At 73.2% G+C, this 24,074-nt stretch carries 23 protein-coding genes; 15 read left to right on the top strand and 8 right to left on the bottom strand.

Features of this window, described 5'->3' with window-relative positions; all coding sequences use genetic code 11:
* Positions 1–2: 2 nt before the first annotated feature.
* Both GA0070613_RS17400 and GA0070613_RS17395 read right to left on the bottom strand, forming a co-directional pair.
* A complete protein-coding gene (locus tag GA0070613_RS17400) occupies positions 3–1,772 on the bottom strand; it encodes a thiamine pyrophosphate-dependent enzyme (RefSeq protein ID WP_089013265.1) in 1,770 nt (589 codons plus the stop codon).
* A 90-nt stretch (positions 1,773–1,862) separates the two neighbouring features.
* The gene (locus GA0070613_RS17395) at positions 1,863–2,045 is read right to left on the bottom strand and encodes a hypothetical protein (RefSeq protein WP_089013264.1); all 183 of its coding nucleotides are present in this window, start codon (positions 2,043–2,045) and stop codon (positions 1,863–1,865) included.
* 181 nt (positions 2,046–2,226) lie between these two features.
* Between GA0070613_RS17395 and GA0070613_RS17390 the strand changes: the two genes are divergently transcribed.
* From GA0070613_RS17390 to GA0070613_RS17380, 3 genes are all read left to right on the top strand, one after another.
* Entirely contained in the window at positions 2,227–3,147 is a 921-nt protein-coding gene (locus GA0070613_RS17390; RefSeq protein WP_089013263.1) for an LLM class flavin-dependent oxidoreductase, read from the top strand.
* Positions 3,148–3,250: 103 nt separating this feature from the next.
* A complete protein-coding gene (locus GA0070613_RS17385; RefSeq protein WP_089013262.1) occupies positions 3,251–3,610 on the top strand; it encodes a hypothetical protein in 360 nt (119 codons plus the stop codon).
* A gap of 19 nt (positions 3,611–3,629) precedes the next feature.
* The gene (locus GA0070613_RS17380) at positions 3,630–5,120 is read left to right on the top strand and encodes a hypothetical protein (RefSeq protein WP_089013261.1); all 1,491 of its coding nucleotides are present in this window, start codon (positions 3,630–3,632) and stop codon (positions 5,118–5,120) included.
* 41 nt (positions 5,121–5,161) lie between these two features.
* Here the strand turns inward: GA0070613_RS17380 and GA0070613_RS17375 are convergent, their stop codons facing one another.
* Positions 5,162–5,389, bottom strand: coding sequence for a GntR family transcriptional regulator (locus tag GA0070613_RS17375; RefSeq protein ID WP_089013260.1), 228 nt, complete (start codon positions 5,387–5,389; stop codon positions 5,162–5,164).
* Between the two features lie 506 nt (positions 5,390–5,895).
* Here GA0070613_RS17375 and GA0070613_RS33975 point away from each other — a divergent pair.
* The 5 genes from GA0070613_RS33975 (at position 5,896) to GA0070613_RS17350 (ending at position 8,880) form a co-directional block, all read left to right on the top strand.
* Complete coding sequence (locus GA0070613_RS33975; RefSeq protein WP_269458997.1) at positions 5,896–6,030, top strand: hypothetical protein; 135 nt, start codon at positions 5,896–5,898, stop codon at positions 6,028–6,030.
* Positions 6,027–6,314 carry a hypothetical protein gene (locus tag GA0070613_RS17365; RefSeq protein WP_089016010.1) on the top strand — a complete coding sequence of 96 codons (288 nt, stop codon included), beginning with the start codon at positions 6,027–6,029 and terminating at the stop codon, positions 6,312–6,314. The genes GA0070613_RS33975 and GA0070613_RS17365 overlap by 4 nt, the downstream gene beginning before the upstream one ends.
* A 9-nt stretch (positions 6,315–6,323) precedes the next feature.
* A complete protein-coding gene (locus tag GA0070613_RS17360) occupies positions 6,324–6,830 on the top strand; it encodes a DinB family protein (RefSeq protein WP_089013258.1) in 507 nt (168 codons plus the stop codon).
* A 98-nt stretch (positions 6,831–6,928) separates the two neighbouring features.
* Positions 6,929–7,927 (top strand): aldo/keto reductase, encoded by a 999-nt coding sequence (locus GA0070613_RS17355; protein ID WP_089013257.1) that lies wholly within the window; start codon positions 6,929–6,931, stop codon positions 7,925–7,927.
* A gap of 53 nt (positions 7,928–7,980) precedes the next feature.
* Complete coding sequence (locus GA0070613_RS17350) at positions 7,981–8,880, top strand: TIGR01777 family oxidoreductase (RefSeq protein WP_089016009.1); 900 nt, start codon at positions 7,981–7,983, stop codon at positions 8,878–8,880.
* Between the two features lie 11 nt (positions 8,881–8,891).
* Here GA0070613_RS17350 and GA0070613_RS17345 read toward each other — a convergent pair whose 3' ends face one another.
* Entirely contained in the window at positions 8,892–10,115 is a 1,224-nt protein-coding gene (locus GA0070613_RS17345) for an extracellular catalytic domain type 1 short-chain-length polyhydroxyalkanoate depolymerase (protein ID WP_089013256.1), read from the bottom strand.
* 193 nt (positions 10,116–10,308) lie between these two features.
* On the opposite strand from GA0070613_RS17345, the gene GA0070613_RS17340 reads away from it, so the two are divergent.
* The 3 genes from GA0070613_RS17340 to GA0070613_RS17330 are packed head-to-tail and all read left to right on the top strand — an operon-like array spanning position 10,309 to position 13,229.
* Complete coding sequence (locus tag GA0070613_RS17340; RefSeq protein ID WP_089013255.1) at positions 10,309–12,132, top strand: DUF2079 domain-containing protein; 1,824 nt, start codon at positions 10,309–10,311, stop codon at positions 12,130–12,132.
* A 52-nt stretch (positions 12,133–12,184) separates the two neighbouring features.
* Complete coding sequence (gene lipB / locus GA0070613_RS17335; protein WP_089013254.1) at positions 12,185–12,832, top strand: lipoyl(octanoyl) transferase LipB; 648 nt, start codon at positions 12,185–12,187, stop codon at positions 12,830–12,832.
* Between the two features lie 4 nt (positions 12,833–12,836).
* Complete coding sequence (locus GA0070613_RS17330; RefSeq protein ID WP_089013253.1) at positions 12,837–13,229, top strand: VOC family protein; 393 nt, start codon at positions 12,837–12,839, stop codon at positions 13,227–13,229.
* 43 nt (positions 13,230–13,272) lie between these two features.
* On the opposite strand, the gene aspS is transcribed toward GA0070613_RS17330, so the two are convergent.
* The gene (aspS, locus tag GA0070613_RS17325; RefSeq protein WP_089016008.1) at positions 13,273–14,559 is read right to left on the bottom strand and encodes an aspartate--tRNA(Asn) ligase; all 1,287 of its coding nucleotides are present in this window, start codon (positions 14,557–14,559) and stop codon (positions 13,273–13,275) included.
* Between the two features lie 359 nt (positions 14,560–14,918).
* On the opposite strand from aspS, the gene lipA reads away from it, so the two are divergent.
* Complete coding sequence (gene lipA / locus GA0070613_RS17320; RefSeq protein ID WP_172875840.1) at positions 14,919–15,965, top strand: lipoyl synthase; 1,047 nt, start codon at positions 14,919–14,921, stop codon at positions 15,963–15,965.
* A gap of 59 nt (positions 15,966–16,024) precedes the next feature.
* On the top strand, positions 16,025–17,716 hold the full coding sequence (locus GA0070613_RS17315) for a hypothetical protein (RefSeq protein ID WP_089013251.1): 1,692 nt from the start codon (positions 16,025–16,027) through the stop codon (positions 17,714–17,716).
* Between the two features lie 41 nt (positions 17,717–17,757).
* Here the strand turns inward: GA0070613_RS17315 and GA0070613_RS33970 are convergent, their stop codons facing one another.
* Both GA0070613_RS33970 and GA0070613_RS32790 read right to left on the bottom strand, forming a co-directional pair.
* Positions 17,758–20,667, bottom strand: a complete 2,910-nt coding sequence (locus GA0070613_RS33970; protein WP_269458996.1) for a helix-turn-helix transcriptional regulator — start codon at positions 20,665–20,667, stop codon at positions 17,758–17,760.
* Between the two features lie 128 nt (positions 20,668–20,795).
* Positions 20,796–20,966, bottom strand: coding sequence for a hypothetical protein (locus tag GA0070613_RS32790; RefSeq protein WP_172875839.1), 171 nt, complete (start codon positions 20,964–20,966; stop codon positions 20,796–20,798).
* A gap of 217 nt (positions 20,967–21,183) precedes the next feature.
* Between GA0070613_RS32790 and GA0070613_RS17305 the strand changes: the two genes are divergently transcribed.
* Positions 21,184–21,873, top strand: a complete 690-nt coding sequence (locus GA0070613_RS17305; protein WP_089013250.1) for a DUF4191 domain-containing protein — start codon at positions 21,184–21,186, stop codon at positions 21,871–21,873.
* Between the two features lie 86 nt (positions 21,874–21,959).
* Here GA0070613_RS17305 and GA0070613_RS17300 read toward each other — a convergent pair whose 3' ends face one another.
* The gene (locus tag GA0070613_RS17300) at positions 21,960–22,358 is read right to left on the bottom strand and encodes an RDD family protein (protein WP_089013249.1); all 399 of its coding nucleotides are present in this window, start codon (positions 22,356–22,358) and stop codon (positions 21,960–21,962) included.
* A 254-nt stretch (positions 22,359–22,612) separates the two neighbouring features.
* Between GA0070613_RS17300 and glnA the strand changes: the two genes are divergently transcribed.
* Positions 22,613–24,037 carry a type I glutamate--ammonia ligase gene (glnA, locus tag GA0070613_RS17295; protein ID WP_089013248.1) on the top strand — a complete coding sequence of 475 codons (1,425 nt, stop codon included), beginning with the start codon at positions 22,613–22,615 and terminating at the stop codon, positions 24,035–24,037.
* The last annotated feature ends 37 nt before the right edge of the window (positions 24,038–24,074 follow it).

The raw sequence follows: 24,074 nt of genomic DNA, 5'->3' as shown, positions 1-24,074 counted from the left end.
GCTCATGACCGCAGCTCGTTGATCTTGTCGCGGGCCACGGTCGCCAGGGTGGCCGCCTTGTGCGGCTGCCCGCGCAGGAACGCCTCGGTGAAGTACTTCGCCTGGTCGTACTTGACCTTGCCGGGCATCGGCGGCTCGTTCGGGTTGACGTCACAGTCGACCAGCGCCGGGCCGGGGTGCGCGAGGGCCTCCCGGATCGCCCCGGGCAGCGCCTTCGGGTCGGTGACCTTCGCGCCGTACCCGCCGCACGCCCGCGCCCAGGCGGCGAAGTCCGCCTCCGGCTGCCGGTGCCGCACGGCGTACTCGGGGTAGCCGAGAACGATCTGCTCCCAGAGGATCTGGCCGTACGAGTTGTTGTTGTTGACGATCACCTTGATCGGCAGCTCGTGCCGCACGGCGGTGAGGAACTCGGCCATCAGCATGGCGAACCCGCCGTCACCGACGAACGCGATGACCTGCCGGCCCGGGTACGCGTGCTGCATGGCGACCGCGTACGGCAGGCCGGGCGCCATCGTGGCGAGGTTGCCCGAGAGGTAGAACTCCCGGCCGCCGCGGATGGTCCAGTGCCGGGCGGCCCAGGTGGCGATGGTGCCGGAGTCGCAGGTCAGGATGGCGTCCGAGGTGGCGGCCCGGTCGAGGCAGCTCATCAGGTACTGCGGGGCGATCGGGTCGCGGTCGGGGTCCTCCAACGCGGCCATGTCCGCGCGCCACACGTCCCGCGCCTGCTGGTACCTGGTCAGGAAGGACCGGTCGGTGCGGGCCTGGAGCATCGGCAGCAGCTGCTGCAAGGCCAGCCGGGCATCAGCGGTGACCGCCGCGTCGACGGGCAGCCGCAGCCCGATCAGACTCGGATCGATGTCGATCTGGACCACCCGCGCCTGCCCGGGCGAGGGCAGGTACTTCCCGTACGGGAAGGAGGTGCCCACCATCAGCAGGGTGTCGCACTCCTCCATCAACTCCTCGCTCGGCTTCGTGCCGAGCAGGCCGATGCCGCCGGTGGTGAGCGGGTGGTCGTCCGGCACCACCAGCTTGCCGGGCAGCGTCTTGACGATGGGGCTGGCCAGCGCCTCCGCCAGCGCGAGCACCTCGTCCCGCGCGCCGCGGGCGCCGACGCCGACCAGCATGGCGACCTTCCTGCCGGCGTTGAGCACCTCCGCCGCGCGGGCCAGCTCGGCCTGGGCGGCCGGCAGCGGCGGCCGCGACACGATGGGGCTGCTCATCGGCGGTTCGCCCGGGCTGACATGCCGGTACGGGTCCTCCCCGGCGGCGGCGACCTGCACGTCGTTGGGGAGGGTCAGGTGCGCGACCGTCCGCTTGGCCAGGGCGTGGCGGATGGCGATGTCGACCACCCCGGGCACCTGCTGCGGGTTGGTGACCATCAGGTTGTAGGCCTCCGCGACGTCCTGGTAGAGCAGGTCGGTGTGCACCTCCTGCTGGTAGTGCGAGCCGAGCACCGACGTCTCCTGCATGCCGGTGATGGCCAGCACCGGGACGTGGTCGAGCTTGGCGTCGTACAGCCCGTTGAGCAGGTGGATGGCGCCCGGGCCGGAGGTGGCGGCACACACGCCGAGCCGCCCGGTGGCCTTGGCGTAGCCGGTGGCCATGAAAGCGGCCGCCTCCTCATGGTGCACCAGTACGAACCTGAGCTTCTCGCGCTGCCGCCGGAAGCCCTCCATCAGGCCGTTGATGCCGTCACCGGGCAGGCCGAAGACGGTGTCGACCCCCCACGCCACCAGTCGCCGGGCCACGCTCTCGCCTACGATCTCCTGCACGTCACGCCCCCCGAGAACAGGCACAGCCGGACACCACGGCTGCGCCCGCGGCGCGTCGCGGCTACCCGCGCGCAGGGGCGGCAAACCCGATCAGCCGCGGCGGAGTCCGCGGGCGATCAGGAAACCGGCGGCCAGACCGGCCAGCACCATCGCGGCGGTCTTGCCGGAGACCGCCGACCGCACCTGGCTGAACCCCCGCCGGGGATCGACCACCGCGCCCGCCACGTCGCCGATCGCGCCGACGACCACGTCACCAATCCGATCCCGCTTCATCGCGTACCGTCCTCTCGCACCGGCCCTGCGGGCGGTACCCGGCCACCCTGCCCGCAAACGGTCCTCAGTCCGCCCGAGCTGCCAACCCGCGGTGCCGACGCCGCCGGTCGGCCGCTCTGCCGCTGGCAGAATCGATCGCGCCCGGCTGGTCGACCCCGGCACCGCACTGCATGCTTGGCTCGTGGTGATCTTCTCCGTTCAGGCCCGTCCCGCCGACGCCGCGAGCTGGCTCGACCTGGCCCGCCGGGTCGAGGCCGCCGGCTTCGACGCACTGCTGGCCTCGGACCACCCCGGCCACGGCGCGTCGCCGTTCGTCTCGCTGGCGGCCGCGGCGGCGGTGACCTCGACGCTCGGCCTCGGCTCGTACGTCTCCAACGCCGGCGTCCGGGAGCCGATCCTGCTCGCCACCGACGTGGCCACCCTGGACGTGGTCTCCGGCGGCCGGGCCCGGCTCGGCCTCGGCGCGGGCCACACCCCCGCCGAGTGGCGGGCCGTCGGCCGCGAGCGGCCCGACGTCGCCGCCCGGGTACGCCGCTGCGTGGCCGTCGCCGAGGCCGTCCGGGACCTGCTGGCCGGCGCGGAGGTCACCGTGGACACCCCGGAGCTGGTCGCCCGCGCGGCCCGGCTCACCGAGCTGCGGCCCGTCCAGGACCGGGTCCCCCTCACCATGGGTACGGCGAACTCGACCCTGCTGCGCTGGGCCGGCGCGCACGCCGACGTGGTTGGCCTGACCGGCTTCGGCCGTACCCTCGCCGACGGCCACGCCCACGACGTGCGCTGGCGGGCCGACCAGATCGACGCGCAGCTCGCGCACGTGGCCACCGGGGCCGCCGGCCGGGCCGAGCCGCCCGCGTTGGAGGCCCTGGTCCAGCAGGTGACGGTGACCGACGACGCCGAGGCGGCCGCCGCAGAGACCGCCGCCGACACCGGGCTGACCGTCGCCGAGGTGCTGGCCACCCCGTTCGTCCTGATCGGCACGGCGGACGAGATCATCGCGGCGGTCGCGGAACACCGGCGCCGCTGGGGCATCACCCGCTTCGTCGTACGCGAGAACGCCGTCGACCAGCTCGGACCACTGCTCCCCCGGCTGGCGCAGCTCTGATCGCACCGCTGGCGAGGCAGCGACAGTCGGGTAGCTGAAAGATCGTTGACCTGGCGATCGACCACGCTCACAGTCAGGGTGTCAGTTGGAAGGTGACACCGTCATGCACATCGAGATCGCTGATCGCGCGGGTCTCGATCGGGCGGAGGCGCTGGTCTCGTTGCTCCGGCGTCCCCACCTCGACCGGGTCACCGTCACGCTGCCCGGGCTCGACGCGACGGAGCGCGAGCGTACGGCAGCGACCATCCGCCGCCTGTTCAACGACTGCGGCTGCGACTGGGGAGCGTTGGCCCTCGTCACCGCCGTGGCCGGCGTCCTCATGATCGGACCGAGCGGCGGCCGGGCCGTCGCCGCAGCCGGGCTCGGCTGCCTCGCGGCGGCGGTCGCCGGCAAACTCCTCGGGCTGTCCTGGAGCCGTCGGCGCCTGCTGCATCGACTGCGCGCGCTGCGCGCGGTCTCCTGACTCGGAGGGGGGATCTCCCATGCCACTCGTCTGCACCGAAATCACCGAATGGGTCGAGGAGGAGGTCTCCAAGCCCGTCGAGGAGTGGGAGGAACGGCAGGAGAAGAAATGCAAGGACTACCCGTGGTACGACCCGCGGGGCTGGGTCTGCTGGTTCGTCACGTACTTCGTGAAGGTCGTCCGCTGGGTGATCGTCAAGGTCGGCAAGTGGGTGGTCCGTACGGTGTGCAAGCTCGTCGGGGTGGTCGTCGAGGCGGTGATCGACATCGCGGCCGGGCTCTGGGACGTGGTCGTCGGCATCGTCACGCTCGACTGGCGGCGGATCCTCGACGGGCTGCTGCGGGCGGTGATCGGCCTGGTGCTGGGGATCATCCGGCTGGCTCGCATCGTGTTCCTGGGCGACACGATCGACTACATCATCGAGGAGATCAACCGGGAGCGGTTGCGCCGCTACGTGCGCGGACTGCTCGAGGCGAAGTACTCCGGTGACACGCTGACCGAGATCAAGGCGGCGATCCGCCTCGACCACGGCGCGTTCGGTCTGCGGCTGCACGGCACCGCGTACCGGACGACGCTGGACTCGGAGACCCCGTCGCTGCGCGAACCGACCGTGCCCAACCTGGTCGTGCTGCACGAGCAGGGCGCGATCAACCTGCGGGAGCTCTGCGGCTTCGAGTTCCACGAGGGGTTCTGGAACCGCAAGCGGTACAAGACCCTGAAGAAGGGGACCGTCCTGGGTGGCGGTGGTGGCGGCGAGTTCGACAACCCGATCTCCGCCGACGAACTGGACACCTACCTCAGCTCACGCGGCGCGCAGGGGCCCGCGTTCATCGTGCTGCCGATGCGGGACGGCGTGCTGGACACCAAGGTCTCCACGGCCCGCGAGAAGGGGCGCGAGCTCGCGCTGATGCTGGACTTCGACCGGGAGACCCGCGAGGTCACCGACCCCGGCCACATCGTCCACAAGGGGTACGACCAGTTCGGCACGCACGACGCGCTGACCGGGTTCCTGACGCAGGTGATCGGCCGGCACGACAAGTCCAGCGAACCGGACGCGGCGACGGCCGACCTCTGTCACCCGGTGGCCGTCGGGGTCTTCCGCTACACCGACACCCTGCGCGGGTTGGCCAACAACCTGCACGAGAGCGCCTGCGGGCTGGACGGCAAGAAGACCTCCGGCGCCACCTTCATCGACAACACGCCGGACCAGATCTGGAAGTACGTGCCGATCCACGAGCTGGGCCACACCTTCGGCCTGTGCCACACCGACGGCGTGGACCGGATCATGTTCTCGCCGAAGACCAACACCTGGTGGCGGAAGTGGTACCTGATCCCCCGCACGATCGGGAGCATCTACCTCGACGGCGAGCCGACGTTCACCTTCGACGAGGCGAAGGCGGCGTGGGACTACATCGTGGCGCACTTCGCACCCCAGTGCCTGGGCGCCCGACCGGTCGTCATCGGGGTGGGCCCGGTGGTCCGGGGCGGCGCCGTGGGGCACCAGCGGTAGCCGGTACGCAACGGGCGGCGGCAGCACGAGCTGCCGCCGCCTCAGCTGTCGGCCCGCTCGGCGACGAACACGCCGACGCCGTGGACGCCCTCGACCAAACCCTGCATCTGAAGCACGAGGATCGCCTGACGAACGACGGTCTGAGAGACCCCGTGCTCCTGCTTGAGTTCGGCGGTGGACGGCAATTTGTCTCCGGGCGCCCACTCGCCTGACTCGATCCGGCTGCGGATGTGGTCGGCGAGCTGCGCCCACTTCGGCTTGGCGGGCATTCACACTCCCAGGTCTGCACCGCCATTCGACCATGAACAACTTGTCAGTACAAGTAAGGACAAGCTGGAGGCTTGCTTTGCACAACATGTCGTGCAAAGCTCTCTGTGACTGGTTCCCAGGTCTGGAAACCGGAGCTGGTCGTCCCGTAGGACCACCCGGCCGGCCACTCCCCCGGTAGTCGGCCGGGTGCCACCCCCTGCCCGCGACCCATCGGCGGGCCCGTGAGCAGGCCCGGGGCGGGTGTCGGGCTCCGGCCACGTACGGCCGACCCCGCCCGCCTCGGCGCCGCACGAACGAGAGAGGCGGAGCAGCGTGCGGTCAATGGTCGACGAGCTGGTGGCGCGCGGCGACCAGCAGGTCCGCGTACCCGATCGGCGGCACTGACGTGCGCCGGAATGCGAAGCCGGTCCCGCTCGGACCCCGCCACCGGCGGACCTGGCGGCGCGCGCGGCGCTGGTGCTCGTGCGGCCTGCGCTGGACCGCCTGTCCGGACCGGCACGCGCCGGTGCCGACCGAGCCGCCCGGCCCGCCGCCAAACAGCCGGTGGTGGGACGAGGCGACCCGGGCGAACCCGCAGGTCGGGCGGGTCGGCGGGCTCACCCCGGCGCAGACCTGGCGGGCCAACGGCGGCCGGTGGTGAGCGCCCCGCCGCACGTGGCGTTGCGCCCGCTCTGGCTCTGCCGGGCCTGCGCCGCCCCCTGGCCGTGCGCGACCGCCCGCCTCACCCTGCTCCGCGAGTACGCCGACGACCGCGTCGCGCTGCTGATCTACCTGGGTGGGCTGCTGCACGACGCGGCCGGCCAGCTGCACACCCTGCACCCACACGACGGGCCCGAGCCGGGACAGCTCTTCGCCCGCTTCCTCGGCTGGGCGATCCCCCGCCGGCCGACGCGCGGGTCGGCCGGCGGCGGCAAACTCGCCTAGCATCCGCCAATGATCGATGAACGTTTCGAGCTGTCGCCCACGGTGGACGAGCGGACGCTGCTGGACGCCTTCCTCGACTACCAACGCCAGGCGCTGCTACGCAAGTGCGCCGCGCTGACCGACGAGCAGCTGCGCCGGCGGGCGGTGCCGTCGTCCAGCCTCTCCCTGCTCGGCCTGGTCCGGCACCTGGCCACGGTCGAGCGGTGGTACTTCCAAGCAGTGCTCGACGGGAACTTCCCGGGCAGCCTCTTCACCCGCACGGACGACCGGGACGAGGACTTCAACGACGTCGAGCACGCCACCGGCGCGGAGACCTTCGCGATCTGGCGGACGGAGGTCGAGACGTCCCGGCGGATCGCCGCCGACCGTCCGCTGGAGGCGGTCGGCCGGTCCCCCGACACCGGCTGGGAGCACTCGCTGCGCTGGGTGCTCACCCACATGATCGACGAGTACGCCCGGCACCTCGGCCACGCCGACCTCATCCGGGAGGCGATCGACGGCCAGACCGGCGAGTGACCGGTCAGGTGAGCCGCGCCGGCAGCGGAACAGCGGGCTCATGTCCCTGGATGCGAGTGCTTGACCTGGAGTGCACTCCAGGTTGAAAGCTGGGCGGCATGACGATGACACGGACACTGGGCCGCAGCGGCATCGAGGTCAGCGCGCTCGGCATGGGGTGCTGGGCGATCGGTGGGCCGCTCTGGGGCGACGGCGGGCAGCCGTTCGGCTGGGGCGAGGTGGACGACGACGAGTCGATCCGCAGCATCCACCGCGCCCTCGACCTGGGCGTGACCCTCTTCGACACCGCCAGCAACTACGGGGCCGGGCACAGCGAGCGGGTCCTCGGCCGGGCCCTCGCCGGCCGCCGCGACCGCGCGGTGATCGCCACCAAGTTCGGCAACCGCAGCGACGAGGCCAGCCGGCGGTGGACCGGCACCGACGCCAGCCCGGCCTTCGCGGTGACCAGCCTCGAGGAGTCGCTGCGCCGGCTCGGCACCGACCACGTCGACCTCTACCAGCTGCACCTCAACGAACTGCCGGCGTCCGCCGCGCTCGACCTGGTCGACACCCTGGAGGGCCTGGTCGCCCAGGGCAAGATCCGGGCGTACGGCTGGAGCACCGACAACCCGGCCTCGGCCCGGGCGTTCGCCGAGGCCGGGCCGCACTGCGCCGCGATCCAGCACGACGAGTCGGTGCTGAAGGACAACCCGGAGATGTTCGCGGTGTGCGACGCGCTCGACCTGGCCAGCCTCAACCGCGGTCCGCTCGCGATGGGGCTGCTCACCGGGGCGACGCGGAAGGTCGGGTCGGACGACGTACGCGGATCGGCCCCGGACTGGCTGGTCTGGTTCACCGACGGCCGCCCGACGCCGCAGTGGTCCGCCCGGGTGGCCGAGATCCGGGACGCGCTCACCGCCGACGGACGCACCCTCGCCCAGGGCGCGCTGGGCTGGCTGCTGGCCCGCAGCCCCCGGACCCTGCCGATCCCGGGTTGCCGCACCATGGCCCAGGCCGACGAGAACTTCGCCACCCTCGCGCTCGGCCCGCTGCCGGCGGACGCGTTCGCCGAGGTGGAGCGCCTTCTCGCCGACCTGCGACCGGTACCAGCAACCTGAGCGGAGATCCGCCGAACGCATCCAAGCCGTGCTCCATGTCCGAAGATATGGGCATGCGGATCCTCATGGCCGGCTCGTCCGGCTTCCTCGGCACCCGGCTGGTCGACCGGCTCACCTCGGACGGCCACCAGGTCACCCGACTGGTCCGGCGACCGGCACGCACCCCGGACGAGCGGCAGTGGAACCCGTCGGCCGCGCAGCTCGACCCGGCGGTGGTCGCCGAGGCCGACGCGGTGGTCAACCTGGCCGGCGCCGGGGTCGGCGACAAGCGCTGGAGCGACGACTACAAGAAGCTGATCCGGACCAGCCGGGTGGACAGCACGACCACGCTGGCCATCACCATCGCCGGCCTGGCCGCCCCCGACCGGCCCTCGGTGCTGCTCAACTCCTCCGCCGTCGGCTGGTACGGCGACACCGGCGACCGGGTGGTCGAGGAGGACGCCCCGGCGGGCGAGGGCTTCCTCGCGGACGTCTGCCGGGTCTGGGAGGCCGCGACAAGGCCGGCCGAGGACGCCGGCGTACGCGTGGTGCGGCTGCGCACCGGGCTGCCGCTGCACCGGGACGGCGGGATGCTCGAGCCGCAACTGCGCCCGATCAAGCTGGGCCTCGGCGGGCGGCTGGGCAGCGGTCGGCAGTGGTGGTCCTGGATCTCGCTGCGCGACTGGCTGGACGCGACAGCGTTCCTGCTGGACCGGGACGACCTCGCCGGCCCGGTCAACGGGGTCGGCCCGGCCCCGGCCACCAACGCGGAGTTCACCAGGGAGCTGGCCCGCCAGCTGCACCGCCCGGCGATCATCCCGATCCCCGCGCTGGCCCTGAAGGTGGCCCTCGGTGGCTTCGCCCAGGACATCCTCACCAGCACCCGCGTCCTGCCCGGCGTCCTCACCAAGGCCGGCTTCGACTACACCCACCCCGACCTCCCCTCCGCCCTGCACGCCGCGCTGACCGAGTGAGCGCGGCGGTATCAGCAGCCGATGACCCAGTAGTTCGGGGCGGTCTGCTTGAGGGTGCTGGTGTAGAAGGTGTTGTACAACCCCATCTGCTGGTTGCTGCCGAGGGCGTAGGCGTAGCCGCCGGACTGGTAGGCGCGGCCGGCGGTCACGTGCGCGTAGTTGCTGGCGGTGACGCAGACCGGGGAGGCCGTCGGCGACGGGGACGCCGTGGGGCTCGGGCTCGCGGTGGGGGTGGCGGTGGCCGTCGGGCTGGGCGTGACCCCGCCGTCGAGGCCGAAGAAGAGCGCGTCCCGGTACGTCGAGCAGATGGTGTCCAGGAAGTACGACGTGGCGGTGCCGCACTGGTCGGTCGCCGAGCCCGGGTCGACCGGGGTGCCGTGCCCCATCCCGGCGACCCGGTAGAGGCGGACCGTGTCGTTGCCGTACACCTCCAGGCTGGTGCCGCCGGGCAGCGACGCCGTGCTGGTCGGGGTCTGCGAGACGCCGAGCACGTTGGTCCACTGGTCGCGGGACTCGGTGGCGTTCATCGGCACCACGGTGGTGTCGGAGGTGCCGTGCCAGATGGACACCCGGGGGCGCCGGCCCGAGTAGCCGGAGTAGGCGGCGCGGACCAGGTCGCCCCAGGCCGCCGGGGTCTTGTCCACCCCGCTGTACTGGCAGGTGCTGGTCGACGCCGGCGGCGAGCAGCGGTACGGCAGGCCGGCGATGACCGAGCCGGCGGCGAAGACGTCGGGATAGGTGGCGAGCATGACCGAGGTCATCGCGCCCCCGGCCGAGAGTCCGCTGATGTAGATCCGGTTCCCGTCCAGCCCGTAGTTTGACCTCGCGTAGTCGACCATCTGCCTGATCGACAGCGCCTCGCCCTGGCCCCGGGTGATGTCCCCCTCGGTGAACCAGTTGAAGCAGCTCAGCGACTGGTTGGCCGACGACTGCTGGGGCACGATCAGGGCGAACTTCCACAGGTCGGCGTACTTCTGCCAACCCGAGTTGGCGAAGTAGCCGGCGGCGTTCTGAGTGCAGCCGTGCAGCAACACCACGGCGGGCGCGTTGGCCGGCAGGCCGTCCGGGCGGTAGGCGTACATGCTCAGGTTGCCGGGGTTGGAGCCGAAGCCGGTCACCTGGGTGAGGGTGGCGGCCTGGGCGGGCACGGCGGCGGCGAGCGCGGCGGCCGCCGCCAGCACGACCGCGGTGGCCGCCCCGGCGAGCCGGATGCGGAGGGATGAGGAGCGGCGCACGACGACCTCCCGGTTGCGGAAATGTGAACTGGGTCACTCCCGATTTGCCGAGACGTTACGTCCGTGTTTCATTCCGCCGACATGGCCGGGGCAACCACATTTGTCGATGCCGGGGTATGGCCGGAGCGGACGCGGCGAAGTGAGGTTTCGTGTCTGACCGGCGGGTCCGGATCAGGTTGGTAACGTCCGCTGCGTGCCGACCTCCCCGTCCCTGGCCACGGAGCCGTCGCCCGGGTCCGCGCCCGTCACCCGGGACCGCCGCGCCGACCTGATCATGGTGCTGGCCGCGCTGGGCCTGGCGTTCTGGGTGACCAGCGGGATGTGGCGCGACCCGAGCACCCGGGCGATCACCGTCAACTCCAGCGACCAGGCCCTCTTCGAATGGCTGCTGGCCTTCGGCGGACACTCCCTCACCCACGGGGAGAACCCCCTCTTCACCCACCTGATCAACGTCCCGGACGGGGTGAACCTCGCGGTCAACACCTCGATCACCGTGTACGCCTGGGTCTTCGCGCCGCTGACCTACCTGATCGGGCCGCCCGCGACGTTCCTGGTGATCCTCACCCTCAACCTGGCCGCCACCGCGTTGGCCTGGTACTGGCTGCTCAGCCGGCACCTGGTGCGCAGCCGGCTGGCCGGCGCGGTCGGCGGGCTCTTCATCGGCTACTGCCCGGCCATGGTGGCGCACGCCAACGCCCACCTGAACTGGACCGCCGGCTGGCTGGTGCCCCTGCTGATCCAGGGCGTGTTCGCGCTGCGCCGCCCCGGCAACGCGGTACGCGGCGGGGTGCTGCTCGGCGTGCTGGTGGCGGTCGCCTTCTCGATCGCCGCCGAAGGGCTCTTCTTCACCGCCATCGCGCTCGCCCTCTTCCTCGCCCTCTGGGCGGTGCAGCCGTCCCGCCGGGCCGAGGTCCGCGCCGCGCTGCCGCACTTCCTGCGCGGGCTCGGGGTCACCGCGCTGGTCGCCGGGGTGCTGCTGGCGTACCCGCTCTGGCTGCACTTCGCCGGGCCGCAGCGCTTCCACGGCACCGGCTTCGACCCGCTCATCCACTCCGAGGACATCGCCGCGTACGGGTCGTACCCGCGCCGGTCCCTCGCCGGGTGGGCCGGGCTCGGCACCTCGCTGGCGCCCAACCCGACCGAGGAGAACTCCTTCTTCGGCATCCCGCTGCTGCTGCTCGCCGTCGCCTGCTTCGTCCTGCTGTGGCGGCGCGCCGACCGGGCGTTCCGGGCCACCCTCTGGGCCCTCGCGGTCACCGCGATCGTCTTCGCGGTGCTCTCCTGGGGGCCGACAGCCAAGTGGAACGGCCGGCGCACCGGCCAACTGCTGCCGTTCCAGGTGCTGGACAACCTGCCGGTGGTCAACGCGGCGCTGCCCTCCCGGCTGGCGCTGGTCGTGGCGCCGGTGATCGGGCTGCTGCTGGCGTACACGATCGACCAGCTCCGGGCCCGGCCGCCCCAGCACCGCTCCACCGAGCTGGCCTGGGCGCTCGGCTTCGCCGCCGCGCTGCTGCCGCTGCTGCCCACCCCGCTGCTGACAAGCGTGCGCGAGCCGATTCCGGCGTTCATCACCGCCGGCACCTGGAAGCAGCACGTCTCCCCCGGCGGGGTGCTGACCCCGCTGCCACTGACCGTCGACGTCACGCCGGACGGCCAGCGCTGGCAGGCGTACGCGCTGGCCCACCGGCAGGGCGAGTTCCGCATCCCGGCCGGCTTCTTCCTCGGCCCCGGCGGCCCGGCCGGCCGGGGCCGGATCGGGCCGGTGCCGCGCACCTTCGACTCGCTGATGGACCAGGCCGGACGGACCGGCCTCGTCCCGATCATCACCGACGGCAGCATCCGGCAGTCCCGGGCCGACCTGCGCTACTGGCACGTCGAGGCGGTGGTCCTGCCCGACCGGGTGCACGGCGCGAAGTACGACATCGACGAAGAGGCCCTCCGCCGCACCGCCACCGCCCTCCTCGGCTCCCCGCAACGCGTCGACGACGTCTGGCTCTGGAAGGTCCCGCCGGCCTGACGCGACGAGGCTCACGCAGCCCGCCGGCGGTCAGCGGGGCTAGGGTGGGCGAGTGAGCGTGACGACTTCCGGTTTGACGGCCGTTCGGGCTGGGCTCCTCGACTACCAGGCCGCCTGGGACGAGCAGCGCCGGCTGCACGAGGCCGTGGTGGCCGGCGAGCAGGGCGACACCGTGCTGCTGCTGGAGCACCCCAGCGTCTACACGGCCGGCAAGCGCACCGAGCCGTGGGACCGCCCGATGGACGGCACCCCCGTGGTCGACGTGGACCGCGGCGGCAAGATCACCTGGCACGGGCCGGGGCAGCTCGTCGGCTACCCGATCGTCAAGCTGCCCGACCCGGTGGACGTGGTCGCCTACGTGCGCCGCACCGAGCAGCTGCTGATCGACGTCTGCGCCGAGTTCGGGCTGACCGCCGGCCGGGTCGAGGGGCGCAGCGGCGTCTGGGTGCCCGAGGACGATCGCGGCCCGGCCCGCAAGGTCGCCGCCATCGGCATCCGGGTGGCCCGCGGGGTCACCCAGCACGGCTTCTCGATCAACTGCGACTGCGACCTGTCGTACTACGACCGGATCGTCCCGTGCGGCATCCGGGACGCCGGCACCACCTCGCTCACCGCCGAGCTGGGCCGCCCGATCACCGTCGCCGACGTGCTCCCGGTCGTCGAGCGCCACCTGCCGACCCTGGTCACGCTCGAAGGCTGACCGGGTGCGCATCGATCTGGTCACCCTCGTCGTCGCCGACTACGACCCGGCCATCGCCTTCTTCACCGAGGTGCTCGGCTTCGAGCTGGCCGAGGACAAGCCCTCGCTCACCAACGACGGGCGGCCGAAGCGCTGGGTGGTGGTCCGCCCGCCGGGTGGCGGGACCGGGCTGCTGCTGGCCCGCGCCGACGGCGAACGGCAGGAGGCGGCGGTCGGCGACCAGACCGCCGGCCGGGTCGGCTTCTTCCTCCAGGTCGACGACTTCGAGGCCACCTACCGCCGGATGCGGGAGGCGAACGTCGAGTTCGTGAGGCCCCCGCGCACCGAGCCGTACGGCCGGGTGGCCGTCTTCCGCGACCTCGCCGGCAACCCCTGGGACCTGCTCGGCCCGGCCTGACCGCGCGGCGGCCCGCCCCGACGAGGGCGGGCCGCCGGCCGGGTCACGGCGTCAGGCGGTGCAGGTCGCGGGGGAAGGCGGTGACCTCGCGGACGTTGGCCGCGCCGGTGAGGCGGGCGACGAAGCGTTCCAGCCCGATGGCGAAGCCGCCGTGCGGCGGCATGCCGTGCCGGAACGCGTCCACGTAGCCGGCGTACGGCTCGACCGGCTCGCCGCGCGCGGCCAGGGCGGCCAGGTAGTCGTCGTACCGGTGCAGCCGCTGCCCGCCGGTGACCAGCTCCAGCCCGCGGAAGAGCAGGTCGAACCCGTTGGAGTAGGCGGGCCGCTCCGGGTCGGGGTGGGTGTAGAAGGGCCGCTTCGCCATCGGGTACCCGGTGACGAAGAGGAACTCGGACCCGTGCTCGGCCCGGGCCCACTCCCCCAGCGCCCGCTCGTGGGCCGGGGCGAGGTCCGGCTCGTCGGCCGGCGCCCCGGCGATCTTCAGCGCCTCGGTGAAGTGCACGGCGGGGATCTCGGCCGGCACCTCCGGCGCCTCGATCCCCAGCGTGGCCAGCGCGCCGCCCGCCCGCTCGGTCACCGCGCCGAGCATCCCGGCCAGGGTGTCCCGCAGCACCCGCATGACGTCCCGGTGGTCGGCGACGAAGCCCAGCTCGACGTCGAGCGAGGTGTACTGGGCCAGGTGCCGGACGGTGTCGTGCGGCTCGGCCCGGAACACCGGCCCGACCTCGTAGACCCGCTCGAAGACGCCCACCATGAGCTGCTTGTAGAACTGCGGCGACTGGGCCAGGTACGCGGGCCGGCCGAACCAGTCCAGCGCGAAGACGTTCGCCCCGCTCTCGGTGGACGAGGCCACCACCTTCGGCGTGTGGATCTCGACGAAGTCGCGGGCGTCCAGCGCGGCCCGGAAGCCGGCCACCGCCGCCGCGGAGATCCGCAGCGCCGCCGACCTGGACGGGTGGCGCAGCGCGGTCGGGGCGTTGTCGAGCTGGGTGGGCAGGGTGGCGGTGAGCGCCGGCCGGTACAGGTCGAACGGCGGCGGCACGGCGGGCGGGCCGAGCGGACGTACCGCCGGGTCGGTCAGCTCCACCCCGGCGGGCGCGGTGGCGTTCGCCGCCACCGTGCCGGTGACCTCGACGACGGTCTCCTCCGGCAGCGACTCGACGACCGCGCGCACGGCGGGGTCGGTGACCACCACCTGAGCCTGGCCGGCGGCGTCCCGCACGATCAGGAAGGCCACCGACTTGAGCAGTCGGCGGCGGTGCACCCAGCCGGCGATCCGGACGGTGCTGCCGACATGGGTGGAGAGTTGGGTGGAAAGGATGCGTTGCACGGCGGTTACCTCCTTGATCAATCGCAACGCGATCCCCAGGGAGGTGTGGGCGAGCGGGAACCTCGCGGTGCCACCACACCTTCGCCCCCGCCGCGGCGGGGGCCTCGTTCGTCGCCCGTGACGTGGGCCAGTCGGCGGGCTCTACTGGGCGCGCGGGCGCGCCGTTCTTCCCGCAGCTCGGGAGGGTCTTCGCGCGCCGGCGCCAGACCGCCTTCCAGCAACCGGCGGCTCTCTGCGCTGGCGGGTCGGTGCGCTACTCGGCTCCGTCACAGCTTTGCCGGGCACGCTAGCACGCCGCCCCGGACGGGTGTGACGGCAATTTCTCGGCCTCCGGTGTCCGGTGTCACAACATCTGCGGCGTGACGCCGGTCGCCCGACGTTCATCGACGGCCACCGTCGGGCGTAGGCTCGGTTTTGTGACGATCGAGCACTCCGCGCCGACGACTGAGCAGGCTGCGCGCACCGCGACGGTCGCCCCCGAGGGGCGGCGCATGCTGCGGATCGAGGCGCGCAACGCCGAGACGCCGATCGAGCGCAAGCCGCCATGGATCAAGGTGAAGGCCAAGATGGGCCCGGAGTACACCCAACTGCGCGGGCTGGTCTCGCGCGAAGGGCTGCACACCGTCTGCCAGGAGGCCGGCTGCCCCAACATCTACGAATGCTGGGAGGACCGGGAGGCCACCTTCCTCATCGGTGGCGACCAGTGCACCCGGCGCTGCGACTTCTGCCAGATCGACACCGGCAAGCCGGCCGAGTTCGACGCCGACGAGCCCCGCCGGGTCGCCGAGTCCGTGGCCGCGATGGGGCTGCGCTACGCCACCATCACCGGCGTCGCCCGGGACGACCTGCCCGACGGCGGCGCCTGGCTCTACGCCGAGACCGTCCGGCAGATCCACGCCCTGCAGTCCGGCTGCGGCGTCGAGCTGCTGATCCCCGACTTCAACGCGGTCCCCGAGCAGCTCGCCGAGGTGTTCAGCTCCCGTCCCGAGGTGCTGGCGCACAACGTCGAGACCGTGCCGCGGATCTTCAAGCGGATCCGGCCGGCGTTCCGCTACGAGCGGTCCCTCGACGTGATCCGGCAGGCCCGCGCCGACGGCCTGGTCACCAAGAGCAACCTGATCCTCGGCATGGGCGAGGAGCGGGAAGAGGTGTCGCAGGCCCTGCGCGACCTGCACGACGCCGGCTGCGAGCTGATCACCATCACGCAGTACCTGCGCCCCTCCCCCCGGCACCACCCGGTGACCCGCTGGGTCAAGCCGGAGGAGTTCGTCGAGCTGCGCGAGGAGGCCGAGGAGATCGGCTTCGCCGGCGTGATGAGCGGCCCGCTGGTCCGCTCGTCGTACCGGGCCGGCCGGCTCTACCAGCAGGCCCTCGCCGCCCGCGAGGGGGTCACCGCCGCCGGCTGAGCCGGGTAAATCCGGCATTTCCGGTTATAATCCGGTGCCCCGATGCCACGATCACAGGCATGTCCACCGGGGTACGCCTGGAGTGGCGGGAAGCCGCGCGCCCGCAGGCGCCCCGGCGTGCCCGGCGCGGCCGGCTGCCGGTGCTGCTCACCCTGCTCATGGTCCGCGCCGCGATCGGCTACCGGCTGGCCCTGCTGGTCGCCGACGCGCCGCCGACCAACAGCGACGAGGCGACCATGGGGCTGGCCGCCCTGCACATCGCCCGCGGCCACGAGTTCCCGGTCTGGTTCTACGGGCAGGCCTACATGGGCACGCTGGAGGCGTACCTGGCCGCGCCGCTGGTCGCGCTGACCGGCCCGTCGGTGCTCGCGCTGCGGCTGCCCACCCTCGCCCTCTACGCGCTCTTCCTCCTGCTGGCCTGGCGGCTGACCCGGCGACTCGGCGGGGACCGCTGGTTCGCCCTGCTGGTCGTCGGCTTCCTCGCGCTCGGCTCCGACCGGATCGTCAAGAACCAGTTGATCGCCGGCGGCGGGTACCCCGAGCTGAACCCGGCCGGCGTCGGGCTGGCCCTGCTCACCCTGGACCTCTGCGCCGGCCGGCCGGGCGCGCGGCTGCCCCGCTGGGCGGCGTGGGGGCTGATCTCGGGGCTGATGCTCTGGGTCGACCCGCTGCTGCTGCCGTACATCGGCGGCACCGGCGCGGTGCTCCTGGCCTGGCGGCGGCGGGAGCTGGCCGGACGGGCCGGCCTCGTGGCGGTGGCCGCGGCCCTGCTCGGCGCGGCGCCGATGTGGCTCGACAGTCTCCGGCACGGGCGTAACCCCATCGCGGCCGTCCTCGCTGCCGGCGGCGGGGACGCGGCCGCCGGCTGGGGCGAGCGGCAGCACGGCGGGCTGCTGCTGGGGCCGCCGCTCGGGATGGGCTTCTGTTCCCCGGGCCACTGCGCCACCTGGCAGCTTTGGTGGGCCCTCGCGTTCCCCGTCCTGCTGCTGCTCGCCGGGCTCTCCGCGTGGCGCGCCCTGCGCACGTCCGCACCGGCCGCCACCTCGGCACCGCCCCAGGCGCCGTCGGCCGTGGCCTGGTCGCCGTCCGCGCCGGCGTCACCGGCGGCAGGCGCGGTGGGGTCGGCGGGGGGCCCGGACGCGCGGCGGGCCACGGCGGGGGTGCGCCTGGCGCTGGTCGTCGGGGCGGTGACGGTGTTCGGGGCGTACGTGCTGAGCAGCGCCGCCGGGCGGACCCCGATGGAGAGCGCCCGCTACCTCTCCGGGCTGGCGATCGCCGCCCCGGCCCTGCTCTGGCCGCTCCGGGCCGCGACGCGGGACGGCCGCCGGGCCGCCCGGATCACGGCGATCGCCGTGCTGGTGGCCCTGCTCGGCACGGCGGCCGTCGCCACCGCCGGCGCCGTCGGCGCCGTGCCGGCCACCCACGCCGAGGCCGACCGGCACCGGGCGCTGGTCGACACCCTCGACGAGCTGGGGGTACGGCACACCCGCGCCGGCTACTGGACCTGCAACCGGCTCACCTTCGCCAGCGGGGAGGACGTGGTCTGCGCGGTGGTCGACGACGAGCTGCGCCCCGGCTTCGACCGGTACCCCGCGTACCGGCGGGCGGTGGACGCCGACGACCGCGCGGCCTGGGTGGCGCCGGTCGGCTCGCCGCTGGCCGCCCGGCTCGACCAGCGGCTCGGCCCCGACCCGGGCGAACTGGCCGTGGTCGCGGTCGAGGGCTGGCGGATCTACCTCCCCCGCCGCTGACCCGTCGGCCCGCCCCCGGGCAGGGCCCCGACGCGGGTGGGCTAACGGGCGCGGGGCGGCGGGACGGCCGCGGCGGGATGGTCCAGCAGGCCGAGGCGGTGGGCCAGCGCGGCGGCCTCGACCCGGTTGCTGACGTCCAGCTTGGCGATGATTCGGGAGACGTGCACGCTGGCCGTCTTCGGCGAGATGAAGAGCCGCTCGGCGATCCGGCTGTTGCTTTGCCCCTCGGCGACCAGCCGCAGCACCTCCTGCTCCCGGCTGGTGAGCAGGTCCGGGCCGGGACGGCCACCGCCGCGCAGCCCGACCCGGCGGGCCAGGACGGCTGCCTGCTCGGCCAGCGGCGCCGCGCCGAGCCCGGCGGCGAGGTCCGCGGCCTCCCGTACCGCCGTCGCCACGGCGTCCCGCTCCCCGGCCGCGGCGGCTGCCTCGGCCAGCCCGAGCAGCGCCCGACCCAGCGGGTACGGCTGCCCGGCCGCCCGCCACGCGTCGACCGCCGCCCGCCAGGCCGGCAGCGCCGCGCCACCGGTGGCCAGGATCGCGGTGACCAGGGCGGCGTTCGCCCGTTCCGCCGGATACCGGGCGGGCAGGGCGGCGGCTACCGTGGAGACCTCGGCGGCGAGGCCCGCGTCCCCGCCCAGCGCGGCGGCGCGGGCGACGGCGCTGAGCACCGGCCAGGCCTCCCGGGGCAGGTCGGACAGGCGCTCGTCGGCCAGCGCGCTACGGGCCGCCCGTACCGCCTCCACCTTGTCGTCCGCGGCGAGCGCGGCCTCGACGCGCAGCTCGTGCAGCGGCAGCCGGTGGTTGGGCCAGAGGTACGGCCGGGCGAGGAAGGCCAGCGCGCGGCCGACCAGCTCGTCCGCGGCCGGATGCGCCCGGGCCAGCCGCAGCCCGGCCCGGAGCTGAAGCCAGTGCAGGCCGGAAACGCCGGGCGGGTCGATCCGGGCCGCCTCGGCGCAGGCCGCGTCGGCCTCGTCCCAGCGGCCCAGGGCGATCAGCGCCTCGGCCCGGTTCGACAGCAGGTACGCCCCGGTGGAACGGCTGATCCCGACCCGGCGCGCCTCGCTCACCCCGGCGGCGGCGGCCTGCTCGGACTCTTCGTAGCGGCCCAGCTCGAACAGCACGTCGGAGAGGTGGACCAGGGCGCTGACCAGGGCGGGAGCGTTGCCGGTGGCCCGGGCCAGGGCCTCCGCCCGGCGCAGCTCGGCCAGCCCCAGGTCGGGCGCCTTGTCGGTGCGGCAGAGCAGGGCGATCCGGGTGGGCAGCAGCGCCACGTCCACGCCGATCGCCTCGGCGGCGGCCATCGCCTCGGCGGCCACCGCGGCGGCCTGCTCCGGGTCGATCTTCACCAGGTGGGCGGCGATGTCGGCGAGCACCCGGACCCGCTCCGGGCCGTCCGGCACCCCGCTGGCCAGCCGGTACGCCTCGCGCAGCTCGGCGGCGCCGTCGCTCTTGCCGAGCAGCGCCAGCAGCCGGCCCCGCTGGTCGAGCAGACAGGCGGCGCGCAGCGGCTCGGCGACGGTGTCCACCTCGGCCAGCGCGGCCCGGGTCAGGGTGGCCGCCCGGTTGTAGTCGCCGGCCGTGGTCGCGGCGGCGACGGTGTCCTCGAGCACGCGAAGGTGGTCCATGCCGAGCCGGTCGGCGGCGTCGGGCACCAGCTCCCACAGTTCCAGCACCCGTTCCAGCAGCCGGCTCTGCTCCGCGTACGCGTACCGGTCGGCGGCGGCGCAGGCCGCGGCGCGGGCGGCGACCAGGGCGCGGGGGTGGTCGTGCGCGGCGTACCAGTGATGGGCGACCTCGGCCGGGGCGCGGCCCGCGGCCACCAGGTGCGGCTGCGCCTCGATCGCGGCGGCGTAGCGGGCGTGCAGCCGGGCGTGCTCGCCGGGGAGCAGCTCGTCGTGGACGGCCTCGCGGACCAGCGCGTGGCGGAACTCGTAGTCGCCGTCGGGGTCGGCCACCACGAGCTGGGCGGCCACCGCCGCGCGCAGCGCGTCCTCCAGCTCGGGCTCGGGCAGGCCGGCGACCTCGGCGAGGAGCTGATGGGCGAAGCGGGTGCCACCGGCGGCGGCGATCCGCAGCACCCGCTGGGCCGGCTCCGGCAGCCGGTCGACCCGGGCGAGCAGCAGGTCACGCAGGGTCTCCGACAGCGCGGCGCAGCCCACCGGGTCACCCGCGGCGGCCAGTTCCTCGATGAAGAAGGGGTTGCCCTGGGTCCGGTCGTGCACGTCGTCAACGGCCCGGGGAGCGGGTTCGACGCCGAGCAGGTCGGCCAGGATGGCGCCGGTGCCGTCCCGGTCCAGCCGGCCCAGCTCGACGCGTTCGACGCCGCGGGCGCGGTCCAGTTCGGCGAGGAAGGGCCGCAGCGGGTGGCCGCGGTGCAGCTCGTCGGTGCGGTAGGTGCAGACCAGCAGCAACCGCGCGGTCCGGGCGGCCCGGACCAGGAAGCCGATCAGGTCCCGGGTGGACCGGTCGGCCCAGTGCAGGTCCTCGATCACCAGGACCAGGGGCTGCCCGGCGGCGAGCCGCTGGAAGAGTTCGGCCACCAGGTCGAAGAGGTAGCCGCGCGGGGTGTCCGAGGCGGGCAGGCCGGTCGGCGCGGCGACCCCGGCCGGCACCCGGGCCAGCTCCGGCAGCAGGCGGGCGAACTCCGCCTCGTACCCGGAGAAGACGCCCGGGCCGTCGTGGCGCAACACCTCCCGCAGCGCCGCGGCGAACGGCGCGAAGGGCAGGCCGGCCTCACCCAGCTCCAGGCACTGGCCGACCAGGACGCGCGCCCCGGCGGCGGTGGCGAGGCCGCCGAACTCCTCCAGCAGCCGGGTCTTGCCGACCCCGGCCTCACCGCCGACCAGGACGGTGGTGGGTTCGCCGGCGCGGGCCCGGACGAGCGCGTCGCGCAGGGCCGTCACCTCCTGCTGGCGGCCGACGAGGACGGTGCTGGCGGCGCGTGCGGTCACGCCATCGAGCATGCCATGACGGGTGGCGACGCCGTCCCGGCCGACCGGTCGATCTCCCGGCCCTCCGTGGGCGCCCGCCGGACCCGGGCCGGCCGCCCCCGTGGCGGCCGGCCCGACGGCGGGGGCGGTCACCGGCGGGTGTCGACGGCGCGGCCGGTGTGGGTCCGCCGGCTGAGCCAGCCGCGCGGGTGGCGGCGGGGCAGCGCCCGGGCGAGCCGGTCCGCGGCCGCGTCGGCCTGCAGCTCGGAGGCGTGCGTACGGTGGATGGTGAGCAGAAAGTCTGCGTCGTTGCCGAACATCTCGGTTTCCCCTGTCGTGCGGTGTCGTTTCGCTGTCGAGATTCACTTTCCGCGCGAAGGTGGCCCCGGGGCATGGGTACGCCGCCCGATCTTCAGCCCCTCCCCCTCCTTACCGGGGGGCCTCAGCGGCCGGGTGGCGACGTAAGGTACTCAGCTCGCCCGGCGAAGGGGCGGCCGCGGATCAACGGGGCGTGCGCCGACCACTAGACTCTCCGGCATGGCAAAGCCCCAGGAGAAGGTCTCGTTCGGCCAGCGGCTGAAGCAGATCGGGATGGTGTTCCAGTTCACCGCGAAGCAGGACAGGTGGTTCGCGCCGCTGACCGCGGCGGCGGTGCTGATCCCGCTCGCGCTCACCGTGGTCGCGGTGATCCTCTGGGGCTGGATCTGGCTGCCGATCGGCATCCTGCTCACCCTGCTCGCCGTGCTGATCGTGCTGAACCTGCGGTCCAACAAGGCGATGATGAACGCCGCCGAGGGCCAGCCCGGCGCGGCGGCGCAGATCATGGAGAGCATGCGCGGCGACTGGCGGGTCACGCCGGCGGTCAGCTCCACCACCCAGATGGACATGGTGCACCTGGTGATCGGCCGGCCGGGCGTGATCCTGCTGGCGGAGGGGAACCCGCAGCGGGTCCGCGGCCTGCTCGGGCAGGAGAAGCGGCGGCTGGCCAAGGTGATCGGCTCCGCACCGCTGCACGACTACGTCATCGGTCAGGGCGAGGGCGAGCTGCCGATCCGCAAGCTGCGGACGACCCTGATGCGGCTGCCGCGCAGCCTCGCCCCCAAGGACGTCAACGCCCTGGACAAGCGGCTCAAGGCGCTCACCGCCCGCCCGCAGATGCCCAAGGGAGCGATCCCCAAGAACATGCGCCCCCCGGGTGGCGCCTTCCGCCAGACCCGCGGCCGCTGACCCACGGCCTTACGCACGAAAGAGCCGGGCCCGTCAGGGTCCGGCTCTTTCCGTTCCCCGTGATCGCGGAGGTGAAGAGGGCGGGGTCAGGGGCGGGGGGCGGGGGTGATGACGGAGCCGGTGAGGCGGTCGTGGAGGCCGCGGCGGTGTTCGTCCATGATCAGGGCGGGGACGACCAGGGCGAGCAGGAGGCCGCGGAGCAGGGCGCGGAGCACGCCGATCCGGCCGCCGTCGGACCAGGCGACGCAGCGGATCCGGGTGACGTACATGCCGGGGGTCTGGGCGAACAGGCCGAGGAAGAAGCCGTACTCCAGGATCAGGACCAGCACCGGAGCCCAGCCGTCGCGGACCGGGTTGGCGAAGAAGTTGGACACCAGCAGGCAGAGCACCCAGTCGACGACCAGCGCGCCGAAGCGGCGACCGAGGCTCGGCGGGGCGAAGGCGGGGTCCGTGGCGGGCGGCGCGGGGTGCTGCGGGTTGGTCACAGCGGTCAAGGGTAGCCAGCGGAGTGGACCGGCCCGGATGCACTCTCCCCGTCAAATCGGACCAAGGGTGTCAATTGGCGCGACATCGCTACAGCCGGTATGGTCCGAACGGAGAACCAGAGGAGACTGAGCGGCCGGGATGACGCTCCGCCAGGGACGTAACACGGCGGAAACAGAGGAGACACCGCCGGGCAACCGCACGGTCATAGCGTCGCCAGGAGCCCAGCCACCCCGTGGACGTGCCAGGAGGACGTGTGTTCGCCAATCCCGAGGAACTCCTGCGATACCTCAAGAACGAGGACGTGAAGTTCGTCGACGTACGTTTCTGTGACCTGCCCGGCGTGATGCAGCACTTCAACCTGCCGGTCGAGTCCGTCGACGACGCACTCTTCACCGACGGCCTCGCGTTCGACGGCTCGTCGATCCGCGGCTTCCAGGCGATCCACGAGTCGGACATGCTCCTGCTCCCGGACGTCGCGAGCGCCTTCATCGACCCGTTCCGCGCGCAGAAGACCCTCGCGCTGAACTTCTTCATCCACGACCCGTTCACCCGCGAGGCGTACTCCCGGGACCCGCGGAACGTGGCGAAGAAGGCCGAGGCCTTCCTCGCGGCGAGCGGCATCGCCGACACCGCGTACTTCGGCGCCGAGGCGGAGTTCTACATCTTCGACTCGATCCGCCACGAGACCTCCGCGCACCAGTCGTTCTACTACATCGACTCGATCGAGGGCGCCTGGAACTCCGGCCGCGAGGAGGAGGGCGGCAACCGCGGCTACAAGACCGCGTACAAGGGCGGCTACTTCCCGGTGCCCCCGGTGGACCACTACGCCGACCTGCGTGACTCGATCGTGCGTCGCCTGGTCGACAGCGGTTTCACCGTGGAGCGCTCGCACCACGAGGTGGGCACCGCCGGCCAGTCGGAGATCAACTACAAGTTCTCCACCCTGCTGCACGCCGGTGACCAGCTTCAGCTCTTCAAGTACATCGTGAAGAACGAGGCCTGGGCGAACGGCAAGACCGCCACCTTCATGCCGAAGCCGCTCTTCGGCGACAACGGCTCCGGCATGCACACCCACCAGAGCCTCTGGCTGAACGGCGAGCCGCTGTTCTACGACGAGACCGGCTACGCCGGCCTGTCGGACACCGCCCGCTGGTACATCGGCGGCCTGCTGCACCACGCGCCGTCGCTGCTGGCCTTCACCAACCCGACGGTCAACTCGTACCGCCGCCTGGTGCCGGGCTTCGAGGCGCCGGTCAACCTGGTCTACTCGCAGCGCAACCGGTCCGCCTGCACCCGCATCCCGGTCACCGGCAGCAACCCGAAGGCCAAGCGGGTCGAGTTCCGGGTGCCGGACCCGTCCAGCAACCCGTACCTCGCCTTCTCGGCGATGATGATGGCCGGCCTGGACGGCATCAAGAGCAAGATCGAGCCGCCGGCGCCGATCGACAAGGACCTGTACGACCTGCCGCCGGAGGAGTGGGGCGACGTCAAGCAGGTGCCGGGCTCGCTGCCCGAGGTGCTCGACGCGCTCGAGGCCGACCACGACTACCTGCTCGACGGCGGGGTGTTCACCCCGGACCTCATCTCCACCTGGGTGGGCTGGAAGCGGGCCAACGAGGTCGACCCGGTGCGCCTGCGCCCGACCCCGCACGAGTTCGCCATGTACTTCGACTGCTAAGCCCAATCAAGGCGCTGACCTGGACCAACAGGATTGC

This window comes from Micromonospora inositola (genome assembly GCF_900090285.1).
GTDB lineage: Bacteria > Actinomycetota > Actinomycetes > Mycobacteriales > Micromonosporaceae > Micromonospora > Micromonospora inositola.
This window is presented reverse-complemented; position numbering and strand designations above follow the sequence as displayed.

What these genes read in the sequence shown, in the direction of transcription:
- GA0070613_RS17360 (WP_089013258.1), top strand. Translation starts at nt 6,324, where the DNA reads ATGATCGATGAACGTTTCGAGCTGTCGCCCACGGTGGACGAGCGGACG.
- GA0070613_RS17385 (WP_089013262.1), top strand. Translation starts at nt 3,251, where the DNA reads ATGCACATCGAGATCGCTGATCGCGCGGGTCTCGATCGGGCGGAGGCG.
- GA0070613_RS17315 (WP_089013251.1), top strand. Translation starts at nt 16,025, where the DNA reads ATGTCCACCGGGGTACGCCTGGAGTGGCGGGAAGCCGCGCGCCCGCAG.
- GA0070613_RS17395 (WP_089013264.1), bottom strand. Translation starts at nt 2,045, where the DNA reads ATGAAGCGGGATCGGATTGGTGACGTGGTCGTCGGCGCGATCGGCGAC.
- GA0070613_RS17355 (WP_089013257.1), top strand. Translation starts at nt 6,929, where the DNA reads ATGACGATGACACGGACACTGGGCCGCAGCGGCATCGAGGTCAGCGCG.
- GA0070613_RS17375 (WP_089013260.1), bottom strand. Translation starts at nt 5,389, where the DNA reads ATGCCCGCCAAGCCGAAGTGGGCGCAGCTCGCCGACCACATCCGCAGC.
- GA0070613_RS17305 (WP_089013250.1), top strand. Translation starts at nt 21,184, where the DNA reads ATGGCAAAGCCCCAGGAGAAGGTCTCGTTCGGCCAGCGGCTGAAGCAG.
- GA0070613_RS32790 (WP_172875839.1), bottom strand. Translation starts at nt 20,966, where the DNA reads ATGTTCGGCAACGACGCAGACTTTCTGCTCACCATCCACCGTACGCAC.
- GA0070613_RS17380 (WP_089013261.1), top strand. Translation starts at nt 3,630, where the DNA reads ATGCCACTCGTCTGCACCGAAATCACCGAATGGGTCGAGGAGGAGGTC.
- GA0070613_RS17350 (WP_089016009.1), top strand. Translation starts at nt 7,981, where the DNA reads ATGCGGATCCTCATGGCCGGCTCGTCCGGCTTCCTCGGCACCCGGCTG.